General features: G+C 38.7%; 27 protein-coding genes and 1 tRNA gene. 10 read left to right on the top strand and 18 right to left on the bottom strand.

Features of this window, described 5'->3' with window-relative positions; translation table 11 throughout:
- Both ACFSQ0_RS08300 and ACFSQ0_RS08295 read right to left on the bottom strand, forming a co-directional pair.
- Positions 1-225: a FeoA family protein gene (locus tag ACFSQ0_RS08300; RefSeq protein ID WP_370450889.1), complete on the bottom strand. Its 225-nt coding sequence runs from the start codon at positions 223-225 to the stop codon at positions 1-3.
- Between the two features lie 76 nt (positions 226-301).
- The gene (locus ACFSQ0_RS08295; protein ID WP_379046808.1) at positions 302-985 is read right to left on the bottom strand and encodes an SCO family protein; all 684 of its coding nucleotides are present in this window, start codon (positions 983-985) and stop codon (positions 302-304) included.
- Positions 986-1,319: 334 nt separating this feature from the next.
- On the opposite strand from ACFSQ0_RS08295, the gene rseP reads away from it, so the two are divergent.
- The 6 genes from rseP (at position 1,320) to ACFSQ0_RS08265 (ending at position 6,927) form a co-directional block, all read left to right on the top strand.
- Positions 1,320-2,639, top strand: coding sequence for an RIP metalloprotease RseP (gene rseP / locus ACFSQ0_RS08290; protein WP_379046805.1), 1,320 nt, complete (start codon positions 1,320-1,322; stop codon positions 2,637-2,639).
- Between the two features lie 84 nt (positions 2,640-2,723).
- Positions 2,724-2,797, top strand: a tRNA-Asn gene (locus ACFSQ0_RS08285).
- A gap of 49 nt (positions 2,798-2,846) precedes the next feature.
- Positions 2,847-3,155 carry a GIY-YIG nuclease family protein gene (locus tag ACFSQ0_RS08280; RefSeq protein ID WP_379046803.1) on the top strand — a complete coding sequence of 103 codons (309 nt, stop codon included), beginning with the start codon at positions 2,847-2,849 and terminating at the stop codon, positions 3,153-3,155.
- A 431-nt stretch (positions 3,156-3,586) separates the two neighbouring features.
- Positions 3,587-4,108 carry a hypothetical protein gene (locus ACFSQ0_RS08275; protein WP_379046800.1) on the top strand — a complete coding sequence of 174 codons (522 nt, stop codon included), beginning with the start codon at positions 3,587-3,589 and terminating at the stop codon, positions 4,106-4,108.
- Between the two features lie 168 nt (positions 4,109-4,276).
- Entirely contained in the window at positions 4,277-5,542 is a 1,266-nt protein-coding gene (locus tag ACFSQ0_RS08270; protein WP_379046797.1) for a hypothetical protein, read from the top strand.
- Between the two features lie 146 nt (positions 5,543-5,688).
- Positions 5,689-6,927 carry a PKD domain-containing protein gene (locus ACFSQ0_RS08265; protein WP_379046794.1) on the top strand — a complete coding sequence of 413 codons (1,239 nt, stop codon included), beginning with the start codon at positions 5,689-5,691 and terminating at the stop codon, positions 6,925-6,927.
- On the opposite strand, the gene pncA is transcribed toward ACFSQ0_RS08265, so the two are convergent.
- The 3 genes from pncA to ACFSQ0_RS08250 form a co-directional block, all read right to left on the bottom strand.
- On the bottom strand, positions 6,924-7,544 hold the full coding sequence (pncA, locus tag ACFSQ0_RS08260) for a bifunctional nicotinamidase/pyrazinamidase (RefSeq protein ID WP_379046791.1): 621 nt from the start codon (positions 7,542-7,544) through the stop codon (positions 6,924-6,926). The two genes, ACFSQ0_RS08265 and pncA, sit on opposite strands and share 4 nt — an antisense overlap.
- A 2-nt stretch (positions 7,545-7,546) precedes the next feature.
- The gene (locus ACFSQ0_RS08255) at positions 7,547-8,953 is read right to left on the bottom strand and encodes a nicotinate phosphoribosyltransferase (protein ID WP_379046789.1); all 1,407 of its coding nucleotides are present in this window, start codon (positions 8,951-8,953) and stop codon (positions 7,547-7,549) included.
- 224 nt (positions 8,954-9,177) lie between these two features.
- The gene (locus ACFSQ0_RS08250) at positions 9,178-9,624 is read right to left on the bottom strand and encodes a nucleoside deaminase (RefSeq protein WP_379048808.1); all 447 of its coding nucleotides are present in this window, start codon (positions 9,622-9,624) and stop codon (positions 9,178-9,180) included.
- A 36-nt stretch (positions 9,625-9,660) separates the two neighbouring features.
- On the opposite strand from ACFSQ0_RS08250, the gene ACFSQ0_RS08245 reads away from it, so the two are divergent.
- Positions 9,661-11,445: a 1-deoxy-D-xylulose-5-phosphate synthase gene (locus ACFSQ0_RS08245; protein ID WP_379046786.1), complete on the top strand. Its 1,785-nt coding sequence runs from the start codon at positions 9,661-9,663 to the stop codon at positions 11,443-11,445.
- Here the strand turns inward: ACFSQ0_RS08245 and ACFSQ0_RS08240 are convergent.
- The 7 genes from ACFSQ0_RS08240 to ACFSQ0_RS08210 form a co-directional block, all read right to left on the bottom strand.
- The gene (locus tag ACFSQ0_RS08240) at positions 11,442-11,612 is read right to left on the bottom strand and encodes a hypothetical protein (protein WP_379046783.1); all 171 of its coding nucleotides are present in this window, start codon (positions 11,610-11,612) and stop codon (positions 11,442-11,444) included. The two genes, ACFSQ0_RS08245 and ACFSQ0_RS08240, sit on opposite strands and share 4 nt — an antisense overlap.
- 166 nt (positions 11,613-11,778) lie before the next feature.
- Complete coding sequence (locus ACFSQ0_RS08235; RefSeq protein ID WP_379046780.1) at positions 11,779-14,397, bottom strand: T9SS-dependent M36 family metallopeptidase; 2,619 nt, start codon at positions 14,395-14,397, stop codon at positions 11,779-11,781.
- A gap of 41 nt (positions 14,398-14,438) precedes the next feature.
- Entirely contained in the window at positions 14,439-15,788 is a 1,350-nt protein-coding gene (gene dgt, locus ACFSQ0_RS08230) for a dGTP triphosphohydrolase (RefSeq protein WP_379046777.1), read from the bottom strand.
- A gap of 297 nt (positions 15,789-16,085) precedes the next feature.
- Positions 16,086-16,685, bottom strand: a complete 600-nt coding sequence (locus tag ACFSQ0_RS08225) for a hypothetical protein (protein ID WP_379046774.1) — start codon at positions 16,683-16,685, stop codon at positions 16,086-16,088.
- 26 nt (positions 16,686-16,711) lie between these two features.
- Positions 16,712-17,227: a hypothetical protein gene (locus tag ACFSQ0_RS08220; protein ID WP_379046771.1), complete on the bottom strand. Its 516-nt coding sequence runs from the start codon at positions 17,225-17,227 to the stop codon at positions 16,712-16,714.
- 51 nt (positions 17,228-17,278) lie between these two features.
- Positions 17,279-18,064: a DUF4412 domain-containing protein gene (locus ACFSQ0_RS08215; protein ID WP_379046768.1), complete on the bottom strand. Its 786-nt coding sequence runs from the start codon at positions 18,062-18,064 to the stop codon at positions 17,279-17,281.
- Between the two features lie 211 nt (positions 18,065-18,275).
- Positions 18,276-18,839: a DUF3109 family protein gene (locus ACFSQ0_RS08210; protein WP_379046765.1), complete on the bottom strand. Its 564-nt coding sequence runs from the start codon at positions 18,837-18,839 to the stop codon at positions 18,276-18,278.
- Between the two features lie 127 nt (positions 18,840-18,966).
- Here ACFSQ0_RS08210 and ACFSQ0_RS08205 point away from each other — a divergent pair, with 127 nt between their 5' ends.
- Both ACFSQ0_RS08205 and ACFSQ0_RS08200 read left to right on the top strand, forming a co-directional pair.
- On the top strand, positions 18,967-19,542 hold the full coding sequence (locus ACFSQ0_RS08205; protein ID WP_379046762.1) for a MarC family protein: 576 nt from the start codon (positions 18,967-18,969) through the stop codon (positions 19,540-19,542).
- 5 nt (positions 19,543-19,547) lie between these two features.
- A complete protein-coding gene (locus ACFSQ0_RS08200) occupies positions 19,548-19,751 on the top strand; it encodes a hypothetical protein (RefSeq protein WP_147861989.1) in 204 nt (67 codons plus the stop codon).
- Between the two features lie 7 nt (positions 19,752-19,758).
- Here the strand turns inward: ACFSQ0_RS08200 and ACFSQ0_RS08195 are convergent, their stop codons facing one another.
- The 4 genes from ACFSQ0_RS08195 to ACFSQ0_RS08180 all read right to left on the bottom strand — a co-directional run bounded on the left by ACFSQ0_RS08195 (position 19,759) and on the right by ACFSQ0_RS08180 (position 23,790).
- Positions 19,759-21,342: a S41 family peptidase gene (locus ACFSQ0_RS08195; RefSeq protein WP_379046759.1), complete on the bottom strand. Its 1,584-nt coding sequence runs from the start codon at positions 21,340-21,342 to the stop codon at positions 19,759-19,761.
- Positions 21,339-21,779, bottom strand: a complete 441-nt coding sequence (locus ACFSQ0_RS08190; protein ID WP_147861991.1) for a deoxycytidylate deaminase — start codon at positions 21,777-21,779, stop codon at positions 21,339-21,341. Before ACFSQ0_RS08190 ends, ACFSQ0_RS08195 begins: the two co-directional genes overlap by 4 nt.
- A 240-nt stretch (positions 21,780-22,019) precedes the next feature.
- Positions 22,020-22,601, bottom strand: a complete 582-nt coding sequence (locus tag ACFSQ0_RS08185) for a HupE/UreJ family protein (RefSeq protein WP_379046756.1) — start codon at positions 22,599-22,601, stop codon at positions 22,020-22,022.
- A gap of 73 nt (positions 22,602-22,674) precedes the next feature.
- A complete protein-coding gene (locus ACFSQ0_RS08180; RefSeq protein WP_379046753.1) occupies positions 22,675-23,790 on the bottom strand; it encodes a mechanosensitive ion channel family protein in 1,116 nt (371 codons plus the stop codon).
- Between the two features lie 204 nt (positions 23,791-23,994).
- Here ACFSQ0_RS08180 and ACFSQ0_RS08175 point away from each other — a divergent pair, with 204 nt between their 5' ends.
- Complete coding sequence (locus ACFSQ0_RS08175; protein WP_379046750.1) at positions 23,995-24,918, top strand: DUF302 domain-containing protein; 924 nt, start codon at positions 23,995-23,997, stop codon at positions 24,916-24,918.
- A gap of 57 nt (positions 24,919-24,975) precedes the next feature.
- On the opposite strand, the gene ACFSQ0_RS08170 is transcribed toward ACFSQ0_RS08175, so the two are convergent.
- Together ACFSQ0_RS08170 and ACFSQ0_RS08165 are read right to left on the bottom strand one after the other, a co-directional pair.
- Entirely contained in the window at positions 24,976-25,569 is a 594-nt protein-coding gene (locus ACFSQ0_RS08170; protein ID WP_379046747.1) for a DUF6705 family protein, read from the bottom strand.
- Positions 25,570-25,600: 31 nt separating this feature from the next.
- Positions 25,601-26,158 (bottom strand): hypothetical protein, encoded by a 558-nt coding sequence (locus ACFSQ0_RS08165; protein WP_379046744.1) that lies wholly within the window; start codon positions 26,156-26,158, stop codon positions 25,601-25,603.
- Between the last annotated feature and the right edge of the window lie 191 nt (positions 26,159-26,349).

Here is a 26,349-nt window from a genome sequence, read left to right as displayed (position 1 = left end):
TTATGCTAATTCAACTTCAATCTTTTCGGCGATATCTTTACGGATGGCTACATAACTCCCATTGATGTTTAAGTATAACGGATCTTTAAAAGGAGCGATTTGCAACAACTCGATTGCATTGCCTGGTAGGCAACCCATTTCAAGTAACTTGAGTGGTATACTGTCATCGCAGAATTTTTTAACTACTGCACGCTGTCCTCGTTTTAATTGAGCTACGGTTGGCATGATTTTATTTAGATTGAATTTAAACAAGACAAAAATAACAAAAAAAGCCTAATATACTGGGCATTTTTAAAAATCATTATTTTTTCTCTCTAGCTTGAATTTTTTTCAAGGTTTTTACATCTTCTATGAGCTCATCAATAGCTTCTGGGTCTGTCCCATCATAAAATTTTCTAATGCGACGTTTATTGTCGATTAAGGTGAAGTTCTCGGTATGAATCATATCATAGGGTCCGCCATCTCCTTGAGTTTTGGCTACGCAATAAGACTTTCTGGCCAAGTCATAAATCTGTTTTTTGTCACCAGTAACCAGGTTCCATTTACTATCGATAACGCCCTTCTTTAGGGCATAACGCTTAAGTTGAGCCACGGTATCGATATCGGGTGTAACGGTATGCGACAGCAGCATAACTTCATCATCATTTTTATAAACCTCTTGAAGCTTGGCCATATGGTCTGTCATTATTGGGCAAATGGTCTGGCAGGTGGTAAAGAAAAAATCGGCGATATAGATTTTACCTGCATAATCTTCTTGCGTAATGGTGTCTCCGTTTTGATTTATCAATTTAAAATCGGCAATTTTATGGTATTTACGAATGTATTGAACCGTGGTATCAACTAATTCTTTGTTTACCATACTGGGTTGATAAATAGGTAGATTGGGTTCAGGTACTTTAAGTTGGTATATCGCAGTAACTATAATGGCCGAAAGCACCAACATGACCACGGCAAAAAATTTATACTTGGCAAAAAACTGTAGCATCTTTTTTTATGCAAAATTACGCAATTTAGGCAGTAAGCGCGAGCTTTATTGTTAAAAATTAATAGCTTTTGCGTTAGGGATAGAGCGGCATGTTTGAGCTCTTTTGAGGGTGGTTCAACCCGAAAAAAGCGAGTAGCGAAAGCCCGACTTGGAATGCTATATTGGGCTTTGCATTTCATATTGTAATAAAAATTGTAAACGGAAATAATAAAGCGCCTTTTAAAGCCAAGTAACGCCCAAAATTTATGAGATTTTAAGGCATAGCTTTACAGGCTATATTTTTTTAAGCCACAAGAAAACAGTACTTTTGTGCGATTTTTATAATGTAGAAAATATGAGTCCATTTGCGATTAAAGCGATACAGTTACTATTAAGCCTTTCATTTTTAATTGTTTTACACGAATTAGGTCATTTTATACCGGCTAAAATTTTTAAAACCCGTGTTGAAAAATTCTTTTTATTTTTTGATGTGAAATTCGCGCTTTTTAAGAAAAAAATTGGCGATACGGTGTATGGGATTGGCTGGTTGCCTTTAGGCGGATATGTGAAAATATCGGGGATGATAGATGAGAGTATGGATAAAGAACAAATGGCTGAAGAACCCAAAGAATGGGAGTTTAGAAGCAAACCAGCTTGGCAAAGATTAATCATTATGCTTGGTGGGGTTACGGTTAATATCATCTTGGGTTTTCTTATTTATATGATGATACTCTTTGTTTGGGGGAGTAATTATGTTACGCAAGATGGGATACCTAACGGTTTTAGTGTGGCTGAGCCTTTACAAGAGTATGGTTTTAAAGATGGTGACCGTATTGTGAGTGTTAATGGCGAAGCCTTAGAGAACCAATTGAGTATTAATAGTTATTTGATGGTTCGCGATGCCAGTGAGGTTGAGGTATTACACCAAGACGGAACTAAGGAAATGCTGCAATTGCCAGAAGATATTGGCGTGCAACTTTTTAAGGCAGGTTTTACCCAGCCTTTTTCGCCTATGGTAAGTAATACAATAGATTCTGTAACCACCGATAGTCCTGCCGAAAAAGCCGGACTAAAGGCAGGAGATCGAGTAATTGCTTTTAACAATCAGACAGTAAATAATTTTGCAGAGTTCAACCGATATAAAAATGAAACTGAGGCAAAACGAATTGAGCTTAGTGTGCTAAGAGGGGCAGACACTTTGAATTTACCGGTGAACTTAGGAGAAGAGAATATTTTTGGATTGAGAGCGAAACCTTTACCAGTTACTTTTGAAGAACGTACCTACGGTTTGGGCGAAAGTATTTCGCAAGGTTTTTCTTATACTTATTGGACTCTTCACGATTATGTAGCACAGTTTAAGTATGTGTTTACTAAAAAAGGAGCCACTCAAGTGGGAGGTTTTGGAGCAATTGGTAATCTATTTCCAGATGCTTGGGATTGGAGAGCCTTTTGGGGAACCACAGCATTGATTTCAATTATCTTAGCCTTTATGAACATTCTACCAATTCCGGCCTTAGACGGTGGGCACGTGATGTTCTTATTGTACGAAATGATTACAGGACGTAAACCTAACGATAAATTTATGGAGTATGCCCAAATGGTTGGTTTCTTTATTTTAATCGCTTTGGTGCTATATGCCAACGGAAATGATGTGTACCGATGGTTGTTTGAGTAAAAAAAATTAAAAAAAGTTTTGTTCAAATGAAAAAAGCTTTTATATTTGCATCCGCTAAGCAATCATAGCGAAGCAAAATAACCTTCCTCTTTAGCTCAGTTGGTTAGAGCATCTGACTGTTAATCAGAGGGTCCTTGGTTCGAGCCCAAGAAGAGGAGCGAAAAGCCTTACAGCAATGTAGGGCTTTTTTGTTTTTATCCTAATTTGATGTCTTATTACGTATATATATTATACTCTAAAAAACTTGATGGCTATTATGTTGGCTCGACAGAAAATCCTGAAAGTCGTTTAGAGCAGCATAACACATCTGGTTTTCATACTTTCACATCCAAATATAGGCCTTGGTCTTTAGCAGCTGTATATTTAGCAGGTTCTACCCGTGGAGAAGCTATGAAAATGGAGCGATTTATAAAGAAGCAAAAAAGCAAACAATTTATTGAGCGCTTGCTAGGCCCTGATTACGTGTTGGAAGGGAAATTAGCTCAGTTGGTTCGAGTCCCGAAACCTCGGGATTAATCAGAGGGTCCTTGGTTCGAGCCCAAGAAGAGGAGCGAAAAGCCTTACAACAATGTAGGGCTTTTTTGTTTTTACCATAACTTGATGTCTTATTACGTATATATTTTATATTCTGAAAAAGGATCAAGTACATTTTCGGGGATCAAGAACATTTTCTGGGTTTTTGCTTTTTTAAGCAAATAATTTTTCAAGTCGAAATAAGAAAAATTCGGATTTTCTTGGTTCAAAAACAATTCGTGTCTTTAGCCAAAAATTGTAGTTAATTTGTATAGGAAGAATTCTACATTTTTTGACTCTTCTTAATCGAGCTCTAAATACAAGTCAACGAGAAAATATATTAATACTTCCTTAAGTTTAGGTAGATAATTTATAATTTGTTTATTATTATTATTTATATTGCTTTATAAATAATTATAAAATTCATTAAAATTATGAAAAAAATAATTGTATTTCCCATTTTAGTGCTTAGTGCATTTTTTATAGCTTGTGAATCAGAACAGGAATTAATTCCAGCATCCAACACGGTAGAAGTAGTGCCAGCAGAAGAGTTTAAGATTTTTCCTTTGTCTATAAACCTGCCAGATAATTTTCTTGAATCTACCTACGACTTAAGTGAGCATGATTTAGATACTTTAATTTCTTCTTGGGTAGAAGAATTGTATGCCCTAGATTTCGCCCCAGAGTCAGAATCGTATTATATCGGTTTTGAATTCACTATTGATGATAATATTCTGACTTTAAAACCAGCTACCAATGCAGAACTAGCGAGTGACAAAGATGCTGAGCCGATAAATGCCTGGAAAAAAATGGCTACATTCGAGGATAATGAAATTATGCAAAAAAAGGTTGCCAAAGCAGCTCGCAAATTGGCTGAAAATTCTTCAACAACAAAATCCTTAAGCATAAGGGTTAAGCGCACTCCAAATCAAATCATGATTGAAAGTAAATCATAAATTAAATTAGATTTCAATTGATTAAAATCCGCTTAAAGCGGATTTTTTAGTAGCGGCTGCTGGGTAATTCTTTTTGTTACTTCTAAAAACAAATCAAATTTACCTGCTTTATTTTAGATAAATTTTAACATTAGCTTATATTTGCGGGTTTTACATAAATAAAACCAAATGAAAAAATTAATACTTGCCAGTTTGCTGCTTTTTTGCTGTCAAATTGCTTTTAGTCAAACACAGTATTTGCCCGGTTATATCGTAAATAATTCTGGGGTAAAGCAACAAGTTGAAATCCGTGATGAAGACTGGAAGGCTACGCCCACTTCTATAAAATACAGAAACACTCCAACAGGAAAAGTGCAGTCAGCCGAAATAAAAAATCTGTTGGCATTTGGCCTGAATCATGGACGTAGATTTGAAAGACATACGGTGCAAATCGATCGAAGCACAGATAATTTAAATATATTAAGTCACGTGCGACAATCTAAGCTTGAAGAAGCTACCTTAATTTTGGAACTGCTGGTTTCGGGTAAAGCAAAGTTGTATTATTATGAATCTGGGAACTTAAGACGCTTTTTTTATGCGAAGACAGATGGTAGGGTAGAGCCGCTGATTTATAAAAAGTATTACGATCAGTATGATCGCATCACTACTAATAATAGGTACCAGCAACAATTATTTAATCATATGCGTTGCGAACAAATTTCGACTAAAGAAATCACCAGATTAGATTATAAGAAAAGTGATTTGATGAACTATTTTATAAAGTATAATGCTTGTTTTGAGTCAGATGCGACTAAGACTAATAAGGATGTGCCAAAATTAGAAAAAACAACCAATTATACCTATGACCTAGAGAAGGAAACTAAAGATAAAGCATACTTATTCTTGGGTATAAAACCTGGTTTTAGAAATTCATCTTTCGAAATTACTGGTGCACCGCTTATAGGTGATGCGCGTAAGCCAAAATTTGATGATCAAACCAGTTTTACCGCTGGGATTGAAATTGAATATGTCTTACCTGTTCACAACAACAAATGGGCGGCTTTTGTAGAGCCAACTTTTTTTCAGCGTTTTAAGGGGAGTAAAACCATTGAAGGCTACATAAATGAGGTAAGCTACAACTCAATTGAAGTCATATTTGGAGGGCGGCATTATTTTTATTTAAACCAAGAAGCTAAATTATTTCTAGAGGCAGGCTTTATTGTAGATACACCTTTTTCAGACTCAGAAGTTAGTTTTGACGGGCAAAGACCTGCTTTGACTGTGCAATCGGGAACAAGTTTTTCATTGGGAGCTGGTTTTAAGTATAACAACCGTTATAGTATAGCCGTTCGCTATCAGACCCCAAGAGACATACTCCGAAATTATATGACCTGGGATAGTGAATATAGCAATATCGGTGTAGTACTGGGCTATCATTTTAGCTTGTTGAAATAAAAAAATAACACTACTCACAATTTAAAAGCCAACCGCTCACGGTTGGCTTTTTATATTTATTATCTATACTACTCCTTCAATTTCGTTTTTAATGCTATTTAAATTTGCTTTGAAAAATGTATATTTATTGCTTTTTAAGATAAACTATGCGCCATTATTTATATATTTTCATTTTACTTTACGGATGCCTTAGTTGGTCACAACAATCAAAGTCGGTTTTATTTATAGGTAATTCCTATACAGGAGCCAATAATCTGGCGCAATTGGTTATCGATATGGCTAATAATGCGGGACATCAATTAAATGCGGTAGCTTTTACCCCTGGGGGAGCACGTTTTTTGAATCATGATGCTAATGCACAGGTTACCAATTTAATTAATCAGCAAGCTTGGGATGCCGTGATTTTACAAGGTCAAAGTCAGGAAACAAGTTTTGGAATGGCGCAGATGCAGCAAGAAGTTTATCCGCATGTGGCGTCGCTTGTTCAGAAAATAACCGCCAATCAGAACTGCACTGTTCCTATGTTATTTATGACTTGGGGAAGAGAGAACGGAGATGCCGGAAATTGCCCCTATGCTCCTTGGGTATGTACTTACACCGGTATGGATGATGCTATTTACAACACTTATATGGATTTAGGCCAGATTAACCAAACCCAAGTAGCTCCAGTAGGTAGAGTATGGCGCAATTTACGTACTAACCATCCTAATCTTAATTTATATACCTCAGACGGTTCACACCCCAATTATACAGGTAGCTTTGCGGCTGCTTGTACTTTTTTTACTATTATATTTAATGAAGATCCTACTCAATTGGCATACTTGGGTAATTTATCGGCCAATGATGCGCAAATTATTAAAGCTGCGGTGAAAACTGAACTTTATGATGTGTGGGGCAATTATGATTTCACGCCCAATTTGGCTCAGGCGATATTCAGCTATAATATCAATCAAATGCAGGTTCAGTTTGATGCAAGTTTTAGTACTTTTGAAACCCTAGAATGGGATTTTGGCGATGGAAATACTTCCACGCAAGTGCAACCCCAACACACTTATGCTACACCAGGTGATTATACGGTTAGTTTACAAGCAACCTACTGCAACAAGACGGCAACCGAACAAAAAAATATTCATGTTGATAAGCTTGAGATAAATGCAATAAATTCACCGACCATCGCTCTAATTTTTGATCAGATTCATCATCAATTGAGTCTTATTGGAGCTTCAGCCAAGCTTGCATACAGCATTTATGATTTACAGGGGAAAACCCTCAAGCAAGGGCAATTAATGCCTCAAGAGCAAATAGATTTACAACATTTGGCGGCCGGCAGGTATTTTCTGCGCTTAGACAACCAGAAAATTTATTCGTTTGTCAAATTGCGTTAAACCAACGTGAATTTATCGCTAGTAACATACTGCACCCCCAAGGCACTTAATTCATGCTTTTGCTTTTCGTAAATATTTTGATCAAGGGCTTTGGTCGCATCTTCAATGAGTGTGCACTTAAAGCCTTCTTGCAAAGCATCTTTAATCGAAAAATACACACAAATGTCAGCAGCCAAACCAGTAAAGTAAATGTGCTTAACACCTTTCTCTTTTAGGTAACCCGTGAGTCCTGTACTCTTTAAATGCGCATTGTCAAAAAAAGCAGAATAACTATCGATTTTTGGGTTAGTTCCTTTTCTAAAAATCGCCTCTACTTTCTGGGTGTTTAAATCGGGATGAAAGTCGGCACCCCATGAATTTTGAACGCAATGCTCAGGCCAAAGCGTTTGGTCTATACCATCAATTTTAATCGACTCAAAAACCTTGTGATTAGCGTGTTCACTAGCAAAACTAATATGTCCCGAAGGATGCCAATCTTGTGTCGCAACCACTAGGTTAAAATGTTGCTGCAATTGGTTGTTCACTTTTACAATCGTATCGCCCTGGGGAACAGCTAAAGACCCTCCAGGTATAAAATCGTTCTGAATATCTACTAGTAATAATGCTGTTGACTGCATTTCTAAATAGTTTTATACTGTTTAATTAAAGCATCTCTTTCGTCCCGTAACTTTTTACTTATACCCACTTTGTAATGGTGAGCGTTGCTAAAACGTTTATACTCCAAGGGTAATTGAGCAAAGCGTTTTGCACTATAATCGGCTATTGCTTGTAGCGATTTTGGCGCATGACAGCGTTCTCCGTTTAGCATAACGGGTTGCAACAAAGCTTCTTTTTCTAGATGCTCAATTTTCATACTTTTATATTGATCAAACGGATGGTAAATGCTATCAAATTCGGTTTCATCGAATAGCGCTACCGCGTCTGCACCTATCCATGGCCCATCAGCTAGACTTAGCCTATAAACCTGTTTGGAGTAGGGCATAGTAATTTTGGCAATATTCTCAGAAATTTTTATTCTGGGTTCTTCGTTGTACGCCACTAATTTGTAAACTCCGCCAAGAGCTGCATCGGGTTTCCCAACAACCAAATTGGTACCCACACCATAAATATCTATTGGTGCCTCTTGCTCTTGCAAACTTTTAATTACGTACTCATCCAACTGATTTGAAACGGCAATTTTCACATAAGACAAGCCGGCCTCATCGAGACGTTTTCTGCATTCTTTAGCAAAATAAGCCAAATCGCCACTATCTAAACGAATACCCATTAACTTTTCTCCGCGCTCTTCCATTTCTTTTGCTACAGTGATAGCGTGTGGCAATCCGCTTTTTAAAGTGTTGTAGGTGTCAACCAATAAAACGCAATTTTTAGGACGGTTTTGCGCAAAATCTCTAAAGGCTTGGAGCTCATCGTCATAACTTTGCACAAAAGAATGCGCCATGGTACCCGATACAGGTATGTCAAACTGCTTAGCCGCTATTACGTTGCTGGTGCCATTAAAGCCACCAATAAAAGCAGCACGCGAGGCATAATAACCACCAGGACCGTGAGCCCTTCGCAGACCAAAATCGAGTAAGACGCCATCGGGAGCGATATAACGCATGCGGCGCGCTTTGGTAGCGATTAAACTTTGAAAATTGAGCATATTCAATAAAAAAGTCTCAATTAATTGGGCTTCAAGCAGTGAGCCTTCTACCCGCAAGATAGGCTGATTGGGAAATACCACATCACCTTCTAATACAGAATAAATCGATCCGCGAAAGCGAAAATCTTTTAAATAGCTTAAAAATTTTGCTTCAAAATGCTGCCCAGCTAGGTAATCAAGCTCTTCTTTCGAAAACTGAAAGTCGTTTAGATTTTCAAGGAGCGTTTCTAAACCTGCAAAAACAGTGTAACCACCTTGATAAGGATTTTTTCTAAAATAGTAATCAAAAACTGCCTTTTGGCTATGATGATTTTCGTTAAAATAAACCTGTGCCATGCTAAGCTGGTACAAATCGGTGTATGTGGCGGTATAATTGGGCACAATAAATTTTTTAATCAAAGATAAGCAATTGCGTTTAGAAAAGGCTTTTCGAATGTTAAAGGAATTATGTTAGGCTGTTCTGCCTCAAGTCATCGGCAGCCGGGCTATACGCTCATACGCTTCGGTGGCTTAAGGCCACCTGCAGGGTAACCGCTGCTATCCCTAACAGGTTGATAAAGAAGATTATTAAATAATTACTAAAAAAATTAGGCTATAAAAGTGTTTTATTTCATCCTACGTTCTTTGAAAAAACTTTGCAACAGTTGTGCGGCTTCTTCTTGTAATAAACCAAATTCAACTTTTGTTTTTGGGTGTAGGCATCCGCCCATTTGTCGGTAACCACGATGCAGGTCTTCGGCAGCAATAACCACTCGATCTATCTGACTCCAATATAATGCTCCAGCGCACATCTGGCAAGGCTCTAAGCTAACATAAAGGGTGCAATTTTTTAAGTATTTACCACCCAGGTAATTTGCAGCAGCGGTAATTCCTTGCATCTCGGCGTGGGCGGTAACATCGTTTAGGCTCTCGGTCAAATTGTGTCCGCGAGCAATAATCTGTTCACCATTTACAATGACACAGCCTACAGGTATTTCTCCGCGTTCATAGGCATTTTGCGCTTCATCTAAAGCTTTTTTCATAAAATAGGTGTCATCAAAAGGAGAAAGCATAGTTAATATCGTTTGCAAGTTTTACCTTTGCAAAGTATGGAAACTCCTTTATTAAATACAATAGATTCACCCAAAGATTTGCGGCAATTATCAACCGAAAAATTACCGCAGATAGCGCAAGAGTTGCGTAGGTTTATTATTGATGCGGTGGCAAGTAAAGAAGGACATTTAGGGGCTAGTTTGGGTGTGGTCGAGTTAACCGTCGCCTTGCATTATTATTTCAATACTCCTTACGATCAGTTGGTTTGGGATGTTGGACACCAAGCCTATGGTCATAAAATTTTAACCGGTAGACGCGCCATTTTTGAAACCAATAGGCAATTTAATGGTTTAAGTGGTTTTCCAAAGCGTAGCGAAAGTCCTTATGATAGCTTTGGAGTGGGCCATAGTTCAACTTCTATTTCGGCAGCTTTGGGTATGGCACTAGCAGCACAATTAAAAGGAGATTATACCAAAAGGCACGTAGCGGTGATAGGCGATGCTTCTATAGCCAGCGGTATGGCTTTTGAAGGGCTGAATCACGCCGGGGTGACCCCAGCAAATTTATGGATCATCTTAAATGATAACGCTATGGGTATTGACCCCAGTGTAGGAGCGCTGAAAAATTACCTCACCAAAGCCACAGTTGGTAAAAAACCCAGGCAAGCCAATATTATTGAAGCCCTTAATTTTCATTACACCGGCCCCGTAGATGGTCATGACTTATCTGCCTTATTACATGCTTTTGAAGCGATGGAAAGGGTAGAAGGACCCAAATTTTTGCACGTGATTACCACAAAAGGTAAGGGTTTAAAACCAGCCGAATTGGACCAAGTGCGGTATCATGCACCAGGAAAATTTGATCGAATTACGGGTGAGATTTTACCCAAGCAAGAGGCTCATTTGCCTCCTAAATTTCAAGATGTTTTTGGTTTGAGTTTATTGGAATTAGCGCAACAGAACGATCAGATTTTTGCAATTACTCCAGCTATGCCAACAGGAAGTTCGCTTAAATATATGATGCAGGCTTTCCCACAAAGGGCAATCGATGTGGGCATAGCCGAACAACATGCGATAACCCTTGCCGCGGGTATGGCTACCCAAGGTTTACGCGTCTTTTGTGCAATATATTCTACATTTTTGCAACGTGCATATGATCAAGTGATTCACGATGTAGCCTTGCAAAATTTACCAGTGGTTTTTTGTATAGACCGCGCTGGCTTAGTGGGAGAAGATGGAGCCACACACCATGGTATTTTTGATATTGCTTATTTGCGTTGTATACCCAATTTGCAAATCGCTGCGCCAAGCAATTTAATCGATTTACGTAATTTATTGTTTACGGCATCTAAAAAGCTCGATACGCCTTTAGCGATTCGTTATCCCCGTGGGAGAGGAAGAGAATTAAAATGGCAACAAGCCTTTAAAACACTACCCCTTGGTAAAGCGAATTTGTTAAAAAAAGGAACACGTATTTTAATTTTAGCCTTGGGCTCATCGGTTTACGATGCACAAGATGCTATAAACAATTTACCAGAAAACATACAAACACAGGTTGGTTTAATCGATTTGCGCTTTGTAAAGCCATTAGATACCGAGTTACTCGCTCAGCAAATTCCGGCCTATCAGCATATAATAAGCATTGAGGATGCTTCGAAAATAGGAGGGGTGGGCGATGCCATTCAAGACTTATTGGTTCAGCTAAAATACCCTGGTAGCTTTGTAAAGTTAGGAATTCCGGATATGTTTATCGAACAAGGTAGCATAGCAGAATTAAAAACTTTGGCTAAAATAGACGCCACAAGTATTGGGAGGCAAATTAAGGCCTTAGCCAAGGGTTAATTTCGCTTTATTTTTCTATTAGCTACCCATTTGCCAGCAAAGTAAGCACCTAAAAAAGGTAGTAAAATAAAGCCTTGATACTCAACTAACCAATTTTGTTGTATGGCCAATAATAGCAATGCGGTACAGCAGCCAATAAAAATCAAATCATATTTCAAGTATTTCATAAAGACATCAGTTTATTGGATTTCTAATTACTTTTTAAAAATACAAAAGTTCAAAAAATTAAAAAAACCGGAATAGATATCTTTAAAAGGAAAAACTCGGGTAGATTCAAGACTACCCGAGTTTTTAAAGTTTGCTTTTTAACCTTTAATGATAAGCGGCTAAGTTTTAATTTATGATTAGCTTTTCAACTTGTTGTTGGTTCGCTGTATTTATCTGTAAAATATAAACTCCCGTATTTAAGCTGCTCAAATTCACCTGCGTCTGTTGTTGGGCGTTAAATTCTTGTTTTAAAAGCAATCTACCCTTAACATCAAATACCTGTACTTTAAATGCCTCAGGTTGATGCTGACGTAATTGTAGTAAACCCTCTGTAGGATTAGGATATACCTGAAACAAATTTTGCTGCGGGGTGGTGGTTCCCATCGTACAAGTGGTAGGCAAGTCAAAAGCTTCCAATTGGTCAGAACGGTCTAGCGAGTTCCCTTGGTCTGCACTAAACCCTAAACCTCTTCGCGCAAACGCATCCCAAATGAGACACTGATTGGCACCATTGTTTAAAATCATATCGGCTTGTAAGATGGCGTCACGACCGTCTATAAAGCCAGGATTACAAGGTTGTAGTTTTAATGCATCTATTACTAATTGCATGGCCATATTATTACCGCCTGTGCCATTATAAATATCGGGATCAAATCCGTAGAGATCAATAAAATCCCAAGTCATTTCCCAAAGCATAGTGGCCCATACAAAACCTACTCCGTGTGGAGCGCTTAAGTTTGGATTATTGGTAAGGTCATAAGTAGCGGGATTGATGCTAAAATCTGTTGAATAAGCAAAAGGTCTAATTCCTGTACCGCCCGGCTGTTGGTTCACCACATAGGTGGCAATACCTCTAGCATCGGTTCGGGTATCGCTTGCTTTTAAGGTCATCATTAAAGCGACATAATCGCTCCAGCCTTCACCCATTTGTTCGGTGGCTTGAAAACAGCTTCCATCAGGATTGGTAATTTCACAAGGATATAAGCAATCGGCGGTTCCTGCACCACCCGTCAAGCGGATAGAAATACCGTGTCCGTATTCGTGGGCGATAATTCCGCCATCGAGCGAACCATCTTTTTGATAGGGTCCGTCGTTTTTAATACTCCCCTGTATACTTACTCCATTTTCCAAATTGCTAATTAGGTTACTACCTGTATTCAAATCAATCATAATGCTAGGAATAGTAATGGTCGCGCTGGGGTTTCCTCCCATATTTATAGTGGGTCCATTTACATTATTCACTACAATCACCCCAACGGCGCCAGCATTTTGGGCTTGCAATACTTTTGAAGTAAAATTACAGTTCCCGCGTCTAATCACCGCAATTTGGTTGTTTAAAGCATTGGTATTGATAAAAGGCTCACAAGCATTATAAATATCTGGAGTAGCATCTTCGGCTAAGACCAAATTTCCGCTTACTCCGGTACTGGTGATAGACGGACCAAAAGAAGCAGCTTTGGCTGTATAAGCTCCTGCTAAATTATTCGGACTAGCGATTTGAAGCAAATTAGGGTCGCCTGGTGCTCCCCAAGTAAACATACTCATACTTGCCGCATTACCGTCTTCTAAAGTACCAAAAAAAGCATTGTTCCCTGGTCCTGCATCGGCGTTAAATTGTCCGCGAGCATACACCTCGTCATTGGCTAAACCTTGGTTGGTGTAATTGTACCTTTGAAAATTACCACTGGCCTCATCAAAACCATATTGGTACCATACGTCGTGTGCTAAATTACTCCAATAAAAAAGATTGGTTACCGATGCATCTAGGTATCCCTTTGGGTCTTGGTTGAGGTTTAAAGGGAAATCAAAAACCAAGTTGCTTCCGCCATCGGGTGAGTTTCCAAAGTTACCGTCACGCGAATCGGCTGCAAATACATTATTTCCACGAGTGCTGGTAAATTCATTTCCGCTCGTACCATCTATATCGTGCCAACCAAAAGGAGAGGCTACAGCATCGGCGGGTTGATTGACCAAAACACGATTTCCGTAAGAAGGAGATTCAATGGGCATAGGGAATACGCGATAGGCTGCATTGCCTACCAAGCTTTGCTGTTGATTTTCTAATGTGAAATTAGACGGAGTAGCATCCGTTTTTTCGTGCGTGTGAGGAACTTCTTCAAACTGGCAGTGCAAAAGATAATCGTTTACGTGTAAAATTGCTCCAGTTGCGGCATCAATATTAACCGACCACCAATGCATATCATCTAAGGTAAATATACGCAGGTTATAGGCCATTCTGTAGCCTGCCTCAGTCGATTGGTAGACCAATTTTACTGGTATTTCTTTTTTTGATAAGCCATTTTGGGCGATGAGATAAGTGTTTTTTTGAGGATCTTGCTCAATAATCTCAGCGGCTGTTCCCTCTAGTTTTAAGTAAGCCGCTGCTTGGTTTACTGCTTCAATAGGGCTCAAGTTAGCTTGGCTGCTGCTTATTTGTTGTGCAAGCTGTTCAATAAAACGGTGATTGGCTGCAACTATTTTATTGTTTTTAATGGCAAAACTTCCTACAGCTTGCTGCAGCGGTATGCCTTTATAGTATTGATCTACATACAGCATTTGGGCTTGAGTGCTGGTGGCAAAATGACTGTCACGCACTACCAATTGCTGCATATCTTGTGGACTGAGCGAACTATTTTGACCTAAGTAAGCTTTGATCTGGGGTAAGAATTCTTGATTTTGAGCTTCCGCGGAAGGGGTTAGCCACAAAAAAGAAAATAAAAAGAGATAAAAGAGGTGATTTTTCATAAATAATGACGCAATTTTTTGCAAATATATTAAAAAGGTACTTAAAACCGTATGGCGTTTAGTTTTTGGTACATTCTTAACGCTTGACTATCGCTTAAGGCCGCTACGTGGCTTGTGAGCCGAATTAACCAATCGTATGCTTCTTCGCCAGCTTGGGGCAACTCAAAGTCTTGTAAAAATCCTTTAAGAATGAGTTCGTGATAATTGTTTTGAGCGTGTTTAATTTTGTTCTCAATGGCTTCGGTAAAAACCTCTAGTAACTTGTGAATAACCTGGTAGCCCACGATTTCTTTTTCAATAACCTCTTGACTTTGGTATACTTTTTCAACCGATATAGAGATAATATCTTTTATTTGGGGTGCATACACCGAGAAGTCGAGCAAGGCATGATGAAATTCACCTTGTAGAATGGCTTCTTCATTCTCTAAAAATACCCGTACAGCATCTTGTATCAAGGTGTTTATGGCCAGCGAACGCAAATAACTTAAGCGGCTACCAACGCTAGTAAGCGAGTGGTATTTATTGGTGTTTATGCTTTTCTTTACCAATTGGATGAGGTATTCTAAGGCTTTATCTTCGGGGATTAGTCCTAAATTTATTCCGTCTTCAAAATCGATGATGGTATAACAAATGTCATCGGCAGCTTCAACCAAAAAAGTTAACGGATGACGATGGTAGTGAATATTCAGGGCATCGCCTTTCTTTTTTAGGCCTAAACCTTTGGCTACACTTTCAAATAGTTGTTTTTCTGACTGGAAAAAACCAAATTTCTTGTCGCTTATTTGGTTACTGGGTTTGTGCGGTAAAGATTCTTTTGGGTATTTAGTAAAAGCTCCTAAAGTGGCATAAGATAGCCGCAAACCGTTAAGATTGCCGTTTTTGGTTTCGTTTAGTAGTTTAAAACCATTGGCATTTCCTTCAAATTTTATTAAATCTTGGTATTGTGTTGCAGTCATTTGGTCTTTAAAACGCTGGCCTTTTCCGCTAAGGAAAAATTCACCCATGGCTTTTTCACCTGCATGACCAAAAGGCGGGTTCCCAATGTCGTGAGCTAAGGCAGCAGCTGCCACAATAGCACCAAAATCGTTGAAATGATGCCCTAAATCTTCTTGAAGGTAGGGGTATTTTTCGATAATTTTCTTCCCTACTTGTCGACCCAAAGAACGCCCTACTACAGAAACTTCTAAGCTGTGGGTAAGCCGAGTATGAACAAAGTCTGTTTTAGAAAATGGAATTACTTGAGTTTTATCTTGAAGACTCCTAAAAGCCGAAGAGAAAATAACCCTGTCATAATCTACTTCAAAGCCTAATCGGGTATCGTCTTGGTCTTTTCGAAGACGCGGTTGCTCATCTCCATAACGGGTAAGTGCTAGTAATTGTTCCCAGTTCATGCGTTAGTTTTACGGGTAAAAATACTAAACTCAATGCAGTTTTAGGGAGTTCTAGAATAAAAAATACAAAGCAACTTTGCACGGCTAACACAAAAATAGCGAGGCTATTCACAAATACACAAAACTTAAACGGTGTTGCGCAATCAAGTTGCTTTGTACTTTAGTAAAACCTGTACCAGAAAACCGGTCGGTACAGGATAAAATGATTGGTTAGTTAGTTTAATTGTCGTTTACGAGGTAAACCTACAATCCGGTTTTTAAACTGATGGTTTTGGTTATAGTTGGTTACTCAAAAATTTATTGGGGGAGGTATGCGCCAGCGCCGATGCGAAATTTAAGCGTTCCCGTAATTTTGATTGATTCGTTAATTTCGGTAGCGCTATTGTCAAAAATACCGTCTAAAATTAAATCTAGACTAGCTAGGCCGCCCTCTTCGGTGGCAAAATAGGTTTTTAGGTTCTTTACCGTTACGGTTCCCGAGCGAGAAATATAACCTTCACCGGTAAATCCCGTGAAAGTAATGGCTAAAGCTGAACTATTTTCTGGATTGTTTTCTTCGCTATCATAGTCGGTGAGTGGCATGGCTTTACCATTATTCATTTTTATAAAGCCTGTGAGATATAAATTTTTATCTTCATCGCTAAGCGAAATGCTTAAGCCTTCAATTCCGTCGCTATTCACATAAACGGCAGCCATATTGTTCCAACTACTACCTTCGGTATCTGTGATAAAGGTGTTGCTGAATTCACCTTTGTTCTCGATGTTTAAAATGTACGAGCTCTGATCGTTATTTTCACCTGTTGGCGAAGCAGAATCGTCATCGCTACTGCAAGCGATAAGCATTAAACTCGCTAAAAGCAAAAAGCTAAGTTTGATAGGTTGATAATTGAGTTGCATAATAAGATTGGTTAGTAGTAGTTAGTTTATATTTTGAATTTTACGCCGGCGGCGATAACCGCTTGACCTTCATCTATGATTACATGTTTTAGTTTGGCAAAGGGCACTAAGCTTGAGCCAAGGTCAAAATTAATACCTGCTCCAATATTTAAGCCTACACGACCATCGCTGGCTTCAAAATCGCCACCGCCAAACGGACCGAAATCTATATCAGATTTCACTTTAACCTGACTGTAATTTACCCCGGCAAGGCCAAAGACTTGAATGCCGTCATCGGCTAGAAAATAATAATGCCCATCTGCATTTATTTCCCACCAATTTACTTTTATTGGTCCTTCTTCTTTAGGGAAATAATAAATAAAATTGGGAGAAAGACTTATGCGTTCTGCAATATGAAATTCGGCTGTAGCGCCCAAACCAATGTTTTCAATTTCGGTACCGTAAGCCAATGCGGCTCCAATTTTGGTTTGCATTTGAGCTTGGCTAGTCCATAAGCCTCCAGCGATTAAACAAAGTACGGTAAAAAGTAATTTTAGTTTCATAATGTAATAGTTTAGTTAATAGTTAGTTATTAGTGATTAAGGTTTGTTTGTTTAAAATTGTTGGTAACCGGCTGTCGAAAAACTAAAAGCTTTCTTCTCTAAACTTATGCAGCGCATACGCATATTACGTTTTGATTTTTTATGGTGCTTGAAGTCCATTAATAATACCAAGCCGTTTTCGTTGGGATCAAAACCTTCAGGGAAATTCTTGAGGTTTTGTTGTTGTTGGTAAATCATCTTTACCGGAACCTCTTGCGTAAAATACAGATCTATTTGATATTCATCATTGGTGTAGCGCTTGCCTTGGCATTGATAGCCTAAAATATTCTTTGGGGGTAACTCACTAAATTGGTAATCGCTTTCTTCTTCCCAAGTATCTTCCTCCAAATCGACCTGCATCGCCTGAACTATTTTTTGATTGCCGGCCTGAATAAAACTGAATTGTGTGTTCTTTTGTGTATCGATTACCATAAACATATCCGCGCCAGCGTCTTGCAATTTCATACCCATATACTGGTTGTCTGTATCTAGAAAATAGGTCATTTGCATTTGCTGTTTTTGACTTTGCATCTCAAGCACATAGGTATAGTCAAAATGGTAACTCTCTCTGGGTGCGATTTTGCTCGACTTTACGCGAATGTTCTGGGGTGCATTTAAAACCTCATCCATCCCGCTTTCAACGCCTTTGGCAGCCTTATCGGCCGATTTATCAATGATAACCTGTTCGGCTTTTTGCTCAACTTTCTTTTTAAGCTTTTTAAAGATTTGGGCCTCACAAGGACTCAGCCCTATCAAAAAACTAAAAGCAATCAGTACATATTTCATTCGTGCATCCATCGGTTTGCGGTTTTTGGTTGACTCAAATATCAGACGAATAAAGGCAATAAAAAAGGCTCAATTTGCAATTGAACCTAATTAGTTTGTAAGTGGTTGTTTTTTGTGTGTAACTAGCAAAATACTGAAATACAGCTTGTTAGCTTGTAAAAGATACCCGATACTGGGTATTGAAAACCTTGTTATAAACGCCTATTACCAAGTAGGCAAAAGCTTATAAATCTTGAGCGGTTTTCTCGATTTCGGCATACCAATCTTCACCGAATTTCTTTATTAGCGCTTCTTTTACAAATTTATAAATAGGAGTTTGTAGTTGCTTTCCTAAGCTACAAGCATCATCGCAAATGGGCCAACGGTGGTAATTTACCGCGGCAAAATCTGAATAACGCTGTACACGTACAGGGTACAATTCACAAGAAATCGGTTTTTTCCATTTGGTTTTTCCATCGCGGTAAGCGGCTTCAATTCCGCAAAGGGCTGTGCCTTTATCGTCAAAAGTGACATAGGCACATTCTCCGCCGTTTACCAATGGCGTTTCCAATTCGCCTAAATCATTGCTTACATACAAGCCTTGTTCTTCAATAGATTTTATACCTTCTGGCCTCAAATAAGGCTTTACACTTGGGTAAACTTCTTCTAACTGGCTCACCTCTTCAGGATCCACTGGCGCGCCAGCTTCACCTTCTACACAACAAGCTCCTTTACAGGCTTTTAGGTTGCAAACAAAATCTTTAGTGAGTATATCTTCTGATACGATTGTTTTACCGATTTGAAACATGCTAATTACCGATTTTGGGCAAAGATACGCTTATAAAAATTTATGAAAAATTTAAAAATTATATTCTTTAAAACCCGATTTAAATTTTAATTTTGCGGGCTTTTAAAACAAAGAATATTAAGAAGTTATGGGTTTTGACTTAAAAGAAATAGTAACCGCTAGCCTTATTTTATTTGCTGTAATAGATATCATTGGGAGTATTCCTATTATTGTTGATTTAAGGCGTAAAGTAGGGCATATTCAAAGTGAAAAGGCAGCGATTGTAGCCGCTATTTTAATGGTGATTTTCTTGTTTGTAGGAGAAGAGATTCTAAAATTAATTGGGATTGATGTAAACTCCTTTGCGGTTGCGGGTGCTTTTATTTTGTTTTTCCTGGCACTAGAAATGATCTTAGGTATACAATTGTATAAAGATGATGCACCCGAAACAGCTTCTATTGTGCCTCTGGCTTTTCCATTGGTGGCAGGTGCCGGTACAATGACCACCTTATTGTCTCTGCGTGCAGAGTATGCGACTGTTAATATTATTGCCGCCATCATTATTAATATTATCTTTGTGTACTTGGTGCTTAAATCGTCTAAAAAAATTGAAACGGTATTGGGTTCTCAAGGAATTAATGTAATACGTAAGATTTTTGGTGTCATTCTATTGGCTATTGCCGTAAAATTATTTGTCACCAATATTCAAAATTTATTTAACTAGTAGTTATGAAGTATGTAATTTTTGTGATCATAGGCCTAGCCATTGCTTTAGCCGCTTTTAATATAAGTATGCTCGACCTGAACCATATTATGAGTAAAGAGAGCTCTATTGCATTAGCCGGAGTCTTAGCTAGTTTATGTGTTTTGGTATTAATGCTTATTTTACTGGTATCAAGAAGCATTCAAAAGAAATACCAAGACCAAGAATAAGCAAGCCTTAAAAAGCGAGACGCTTTACTCTTTTTATATAAGGGTCTTGAGAATTGATGATTTGCTCTTTTACTTGGGTGTTAAACAACTGCTCGCCCATACTGGCTTTGAGGTATAGCTTAAGCAATTCTTGGTAGCGACCAAATCGGTAATCAAAATTGAATTGATGAAGGTAGCTAATGAATTCACCAATCCACTCCTCGTCTAGCTCGTACGACTGAATGAACTCCTCTTTAGAGAGGTCTGTAAATGCACTTCTGTCTTTCTCGAGCTTGTTAAATACAAACCGATCCATAATACCTCCGCGAAGCATATAAGTTAGTTTTTCTTTGGTCACATGGGTGTCTTTGGGTATAAACACATCTGGAGTAATACCTCCACCACCATAGACCACTTTTCCTTTAGGGGTGGTATAACGCAAGCTATCGTTTACTTGAATGCTGTCTTTGTGTTTTAATTCTCCGTTTTCATATCGGTTGAGGTACTCTAGGTGGTAATTTTCGTTATTGTCTCCGTATGGCTTTTGTATAGATCTTCCCGTAGGCGTGTAATAACGGGCTACCGTAAGCCTTACCGCACTGCCATCGCCCAATTCCATCTCGCGTTGCACCAAACCTTTTCCGTAAGAACGTCTACCGATAATGGTTCCTATATCGTGATCTTGCAAGGCACCCGCAATTACCTCACTTGCCGAGGCGGTATGTTCATTAATCAATACATACACCTGTGCCGATTCAAAATTACCCACATCGCTGGCCATGGTTTTAACTACCTCATCGCGCTTGTTTTTAGTAAATAAAATGAGTTGATCTTCTTTTAAAAAGTCATCGGCGATTTGTATTGCAGGTTTGAGAAACCCTCCGCCGTTGTCGCGCAAATCTAGCACCATGTTTTTGGCTCCTAGATCGATTAGTTTTTGAGAGGCTTCTTGATACTCGGTAAAGGTGTTTTCGGCAAATCGGTTTATTTTTATGTAGCCCAATTCGGGGCCCAGCATATAGGCGGCATCAATACTTTTAATAGGAATGTGATCGCGTTCTACTTCAATTTCGAGTAAAGAATCGCTACCCTTGCGTTGTACCTTTAACAGCACGCTGCTGTTTACTTTACCTTTAAGGATTTTACTTAGCGAATCATTGCTGAGCTGAGCGCTAAATAAAGCCTGGTTGTCGGCATATAAAATACGATCGCCGGCTTTTATTCCCGCTTTAGCGCTTGGGCTATCGTCTAGCGGACGAATAACGGTGATGGTGTCATTGATACGATAAAAATTTATACCAATACCCACAAAATCCCCTTTCATATTTTCACTTACCTCTGCGTACTCACTTTGCGGAATATAAGTAGAATGCGGATCTAGATTAGCAAGAATGCTATTTACCGTTACATCTACAATACTATCGGTATTTACGGCATCTACATATTCATAATCGATATAATCGATAAGTCTTCCCAGTTTTTCTTTCTTTTTATTTGTGGTATTTGGGCTATCGAGTGGGGTTTCAAAATTGAGGTAGGCACCTGCAAAAATTCCTAGCGCTAAAAACAGCCCTAGTAATAGCGGAAAGTATATGGGATTTATTTTTTTCAAATTGGCTGGTGAGCTATATCATTAAAATGTTCTACTTCAACGCCGGCACGCTTTAAAAAATCTATTCCGGCATTGTCTTTATAAGCGTTTAAATATACCACACGTTTTATGCCAGCTTGGTGTATAAGCTTGCTGCAATCTTTACAGGGAGACATGGTAATATACAATGTAGCATCTTTACAAGTTTGGGTACTGCGGGCCACCTTTAAGATGGCGTTGGCTTCGGCGTGCAAGACATACCATTTGGTAAGTCCGTCTTCATCTTCACAAGGATTTTCGAAACCGCTAGGCGTTCCGTTATACCCGTCTGATATAATCATGCGATCTTTCACTATAATGGCGCCTACCTGTTTGCGCTGGCAGTGCGAAAGTTTTCCCCATTCTTTAGCCATGCGTAGGTAAGCCTTGTCAAATTTAAGTTGCTTTGCTTTATCCATAAAATTATCTGGTCTTGCTGCTTATTAAAACTATAACCGACACAAATTTATTGTTTTTCATCCAATTTATCCCGATATATTTTAAGCAGTGCAGGCAGCTAGGCATAGCTTTACGGATTTAATTTCGGGTAGCGACCAAAATTGGTCCTTCTGGTTTATAGAAAGCTATAGGAGTAAAAGTTTTATTTGGTTGTTGCATGCTATATAAAAGCAACCGATTAGGCATCCGTAAAGGGAAAATTAAAGAATCCAATTGGCACGCAACAGCGGAATGCTTAATCCTATAACCAGGGCAGCGATAAACAATACCCAATCCCGTTTTGAAAAACGCAATAGGCTTTGAAATACCAAACTTAGTAAAAGCACTACCAAGACTACAATAAGCTGAGCGGCTTCTATACCTACGGCAAAAGCGAACAACCTGCCAAAATCTACTCCAGAACTTCCTGTGGTGCTAAGAAAAAATGAAGAAAACCCAAACCCATGTACCAACCCGAAAAAAAGCGTGATGGCGTAGAGTAAAGTCTTACCGCTTTTTACATTTTTTCCCGCAGTAAACAATCGGTAAATTGCGGTGACCAAAATGCTCACCGGTATTAAAAACTCGATCACCCTGCTCGAAAGACTGACCAAATCATAAGCCGCAAGCACTAAAGATAGGGTGTGGCCTAATGTAAACAGTGTAACTAAAGCAATTACGGGTTTAAAATCTTTAAATCCAAAAGCTGCAACCAAAACACTGAGGAACAAAACGTGATCATAGGCATTCCAATCGAGTACGTGCGTGAGCCCTAAGTTAAAATAAATTAAGAAGTCGTTCATGCGGTAGGTGTTTTTTCTTCACCCAAACTTACATTTTTCTATTTAAAAAAGCACAGCCTTGAGCCGAATAAATTTAAAGGCCTTGCGGCTTGTGATCGGGGTCGTGCTGAGGGTCATTTTTATAAACCATTGTGCGGTGGGGGTAAGGTATGCTTATACCTTCGGCATCAAAACGTTTTTTTATCGATTCGAGCAAATCGCACTTCAAGTCAAATGAGTCGGCGTAGTTGCTGGTCCATACCCAAGCGCGCATCAATACAGCCGACTCTTGTAACTCGACTACCTTTACAGGTACTACAGGCTCATTATTGGCTTTTTCTAGCGGCGTGCGGTTGTCTAGGGTAAAGGGGTGCTTCATGCACTCTTCGCGCATAATTTTACGCGCTAAATCAATATCACTTTCATAAGCAATGCGCATAAAAATCCATTGCCGAACCAAGCTATTGCTCAGATCATAATTAATCAAGCGTTCTTTATTGATGATGGAGTTGGGTATAACAATCATTTTATTTTGAAAATCTTGAATCACCGTATGCCGTAAGGTAATATCGTGCACGGTGCCCATCATGGTATCGGTAATCTGAATGATATCTCCAATTTTAAATGGCTTAAAGCTGATGATAAATAAGCCACTTACCAAATTGGCGAGCGCTTCTTGCGAGGCAATACCCAAAACAACTGCGAGAATACCCGCACCTCCTAATACGGTACCGGCAATGTGTTTAAGCGACGGAAAAGCTAAAATTATAAGTAAAACCCCAACGAGATAAACGCCTATACTGGCTAAATATTGAATAAAACGTAAACTGGTAGAGTCTGCTCCTTGAGCGGTTTTCTCTTGAATGCGTTTACTAAAAAACAATTGTACCATGGTGGCGGTAAGAATACTTACCACTAGCACCACCCCTACATATACAATAAGCTGCAGGTTTTCTTTGATTATAGTGGTGGTTTTGGCACTCGCAAACACAAAGCTGATACTCGCAAGCCCTGTAATCAACCAAAGTAAATTTAAAATTTTCTTTACATTGCGTAAACTGCTTAGGCTCTCATAATTGTATTTTTTCTCTAGTCGCTTGGTAAAAAAACGATAACTCCAATTGGTGAGCCACAATAAAAAAACAGTAGCCACTAAAACAAAGCCTACAAATAAAATATCTTGATGGTAAAGCTGCCAAAAATTTTCCATGCTATAATTACTTATGAAAGCAAGATAATAAATATCGTGCAGTCCTAGCGGCGTTTTGTCTCGGTAATTATCAAGTAGTTTGCTGTATTGAGTTTCGGTTTTAAGCTTAGGAAATTTTAAAAATTTATAAAAATAAGTGGATGAAAAGCAGTTTTTACTGATTTTTTAGGAAGAAATCATTAAATTGTAGGTAAATTAAGGCGTATGAAAAAGAAAATCGGGTTATTTCTTTTGGTTGCAATCTGTTTAACAGCTTGTAAAAACAAGAATCAAGAGGAGCAGTGGCCACCTCAGCAAGAGCGTTTAAAAGCTATAGGAATTAGTTATACCCAACAAAAAGGCGAAGTAGAAGAGGCCTACCAGAAATTGAAATCTACTTTGCGTAAGAATAGTGCCATTGGCATTATTGCCGAGTCTGATTATGCCCAAGAAGCGGCTCAAGAGCGTATAGATTTGGCACCCGAAAAAATTATCTTTTTTGGCAACCCCAATCTAGGAACGCCGCTTATGCAAGCCAACCAGTTGGCCGGTCTCAATTTACCGCAGAAAATTTTATTCTTTCAAGATGGAGAAGAATTTGTAACGGCTTATAATAGTACCAATTATTTAGGTGCCCGATTTGGTATTAAAAATACCCCAAGTCTAAATCAAATGAGCGATGCTTTAGAGCGATTGGTTGAAAATGCTGCAGGGCAAACGGTAGTGCATACCCGAAAACAACATGTCAAATTATTGGAAGGTATCATTACCAACCGAAGTAAACAGAGCTTTACGAAAACCAAAAATACCTTATTAAAAAGTATTCACGACAATCAAAAATTAGAATTGATAGCGAGTTTAGATCATCAAGCAAATGCTGCCAGCGTTGGCATGTCTTTGCGGCCTACCTATGTGCTTATGGTGAGTTACCCAGAGATAAGCAGCCGTATGTTGCGCGATAATGCTTTGTTGGGTCTAGACTTACCGCATAAAATTTTAGTTTGGGAAAATGCCAAAGGCCGGGTATTTGTGTCTTATAATGCAATCGATTTTATTGCAAAAAGGCAAGGCATAGAGATTAATGCCAGTTATAAGGACCAGATAGAACGTTTGCTCCATCAATTGGTAGAGACCGCCACAAAGCCTTAAAAAAAACAGCTACTTCTTTTGAAGCAACGGCTTGTAGCTTAACCATAGTACTTATTACTAGGGTTGTTTGGTTAAAACAATACTGGTGGGAATAATAAAGTCTGGTTCTCCGGGGTAGGTTTTGGCCACAATCCCCTTTCTCTCAATCTCCCAAGTGGCGGTTAAAGGCGATGCTTGTGGGTTTTGAATATTCATCACCACAATACCTCCCGCACTGTTGCCCGGGTGGCAATTGTCTTCTAAGGCACTGCTCATTGTAATTCCATTGTATGAATCTCCGCGGATGATGCTTCTAATCAGCTTGTCAAAATGGCTGTAGGCGGTAGCCGTATTGCAGATAACCATCTCCATAGGCGTACCCATCCCTTCTATCAATTGAATATCTGCCACAAGTACATCTTCGGCATAATTATTACCTGGACTAGGCCCCAGTACGGCTTTAGAAATGTCTATGATCATCGTGGTATTTTGGTGTGTGCCTTGCCAAACCCCGATAAAAGGGTCAAAATTACCATCTATATCTTTAAAGTATTTTCCAGAAAGATCTTGGGAATTATCCCTGGTATTCATATTTACGGTTTGCAATTGTGCCCATGTTGTAAACCAAAAAGAGAATAGTAGTAAGCTTAAGCTAAGTAATTTTGTTTTCATGAATAATTGTTTAAAAGTTAGTGATTTTTGTTTAATTGGTGTATTTCATATCAAAGCGTCCTTCACGAACTTCTACTATTTCTTCTTCTTCATTAATGGCATCAAACCAAAATGTACCTGATACAATGTTGTTTTCAAAATCCAGTTTGGTGATGGTCATTTCTCCTGTTATTTCATTGGTGGTAGAATGATAAGTTTCAGAAAAAGGTTCCAAAGTATAAATCTCATAACCTCCTCCGCGACCATCTTCATTATTTGAATAAAATGGACGCGCATTTAAAGAGTAGGTTTTACCATTTTCTATTGTAGCATTTTGGGTACCTAATCTTACAGATGATGAATCATCTCCTGAAAAATCAGAAAAACGCATCATGAAATGATACCCGCCATCCACATATTGGTAAAAGCAGTTTTTGTTTCCTGCCAGTCCACCGCCTTTGGGTAAAAAAACTTCGCCGTTAACCAAGCAGCCTGCAGTATTTGCTCCAGTTTGCGTGGCTTCTGGTAATTGGCTTACGGGATCTTGTGAACTTTGATCGTCGTCTTTACTACATCCCCCTAGCCCCCAAAGTGGGAATATAAGGAGCATTGTTATAAGTATTCTTTTCATTGTGTTGATTATTAATTGTTTAAAATTAGGAAATTTCACATGATATTGTATATTATTTGTCGCGTTAATTTTTTTATTGCGAAAACTGCATATCAAAACGTCCTTCACGAACTTCTACTATTTCTCCTTCGTCATTAATGGCATCAAACCAAAACGTACCAGAGACGATG

Origin of the sequence: Mesonia sediminis, from assembly GCF_042684705.1 — a bacterium.
GTDB lineage: Bacteria > Bacteroidota > Bacteroidia > Flavobacteriales > Flavobacteriaceae > Mesonia > Mesonia sediminis.
This window is presented reverse-complemented; position numbering and strand designations above follow the sequence as displayed.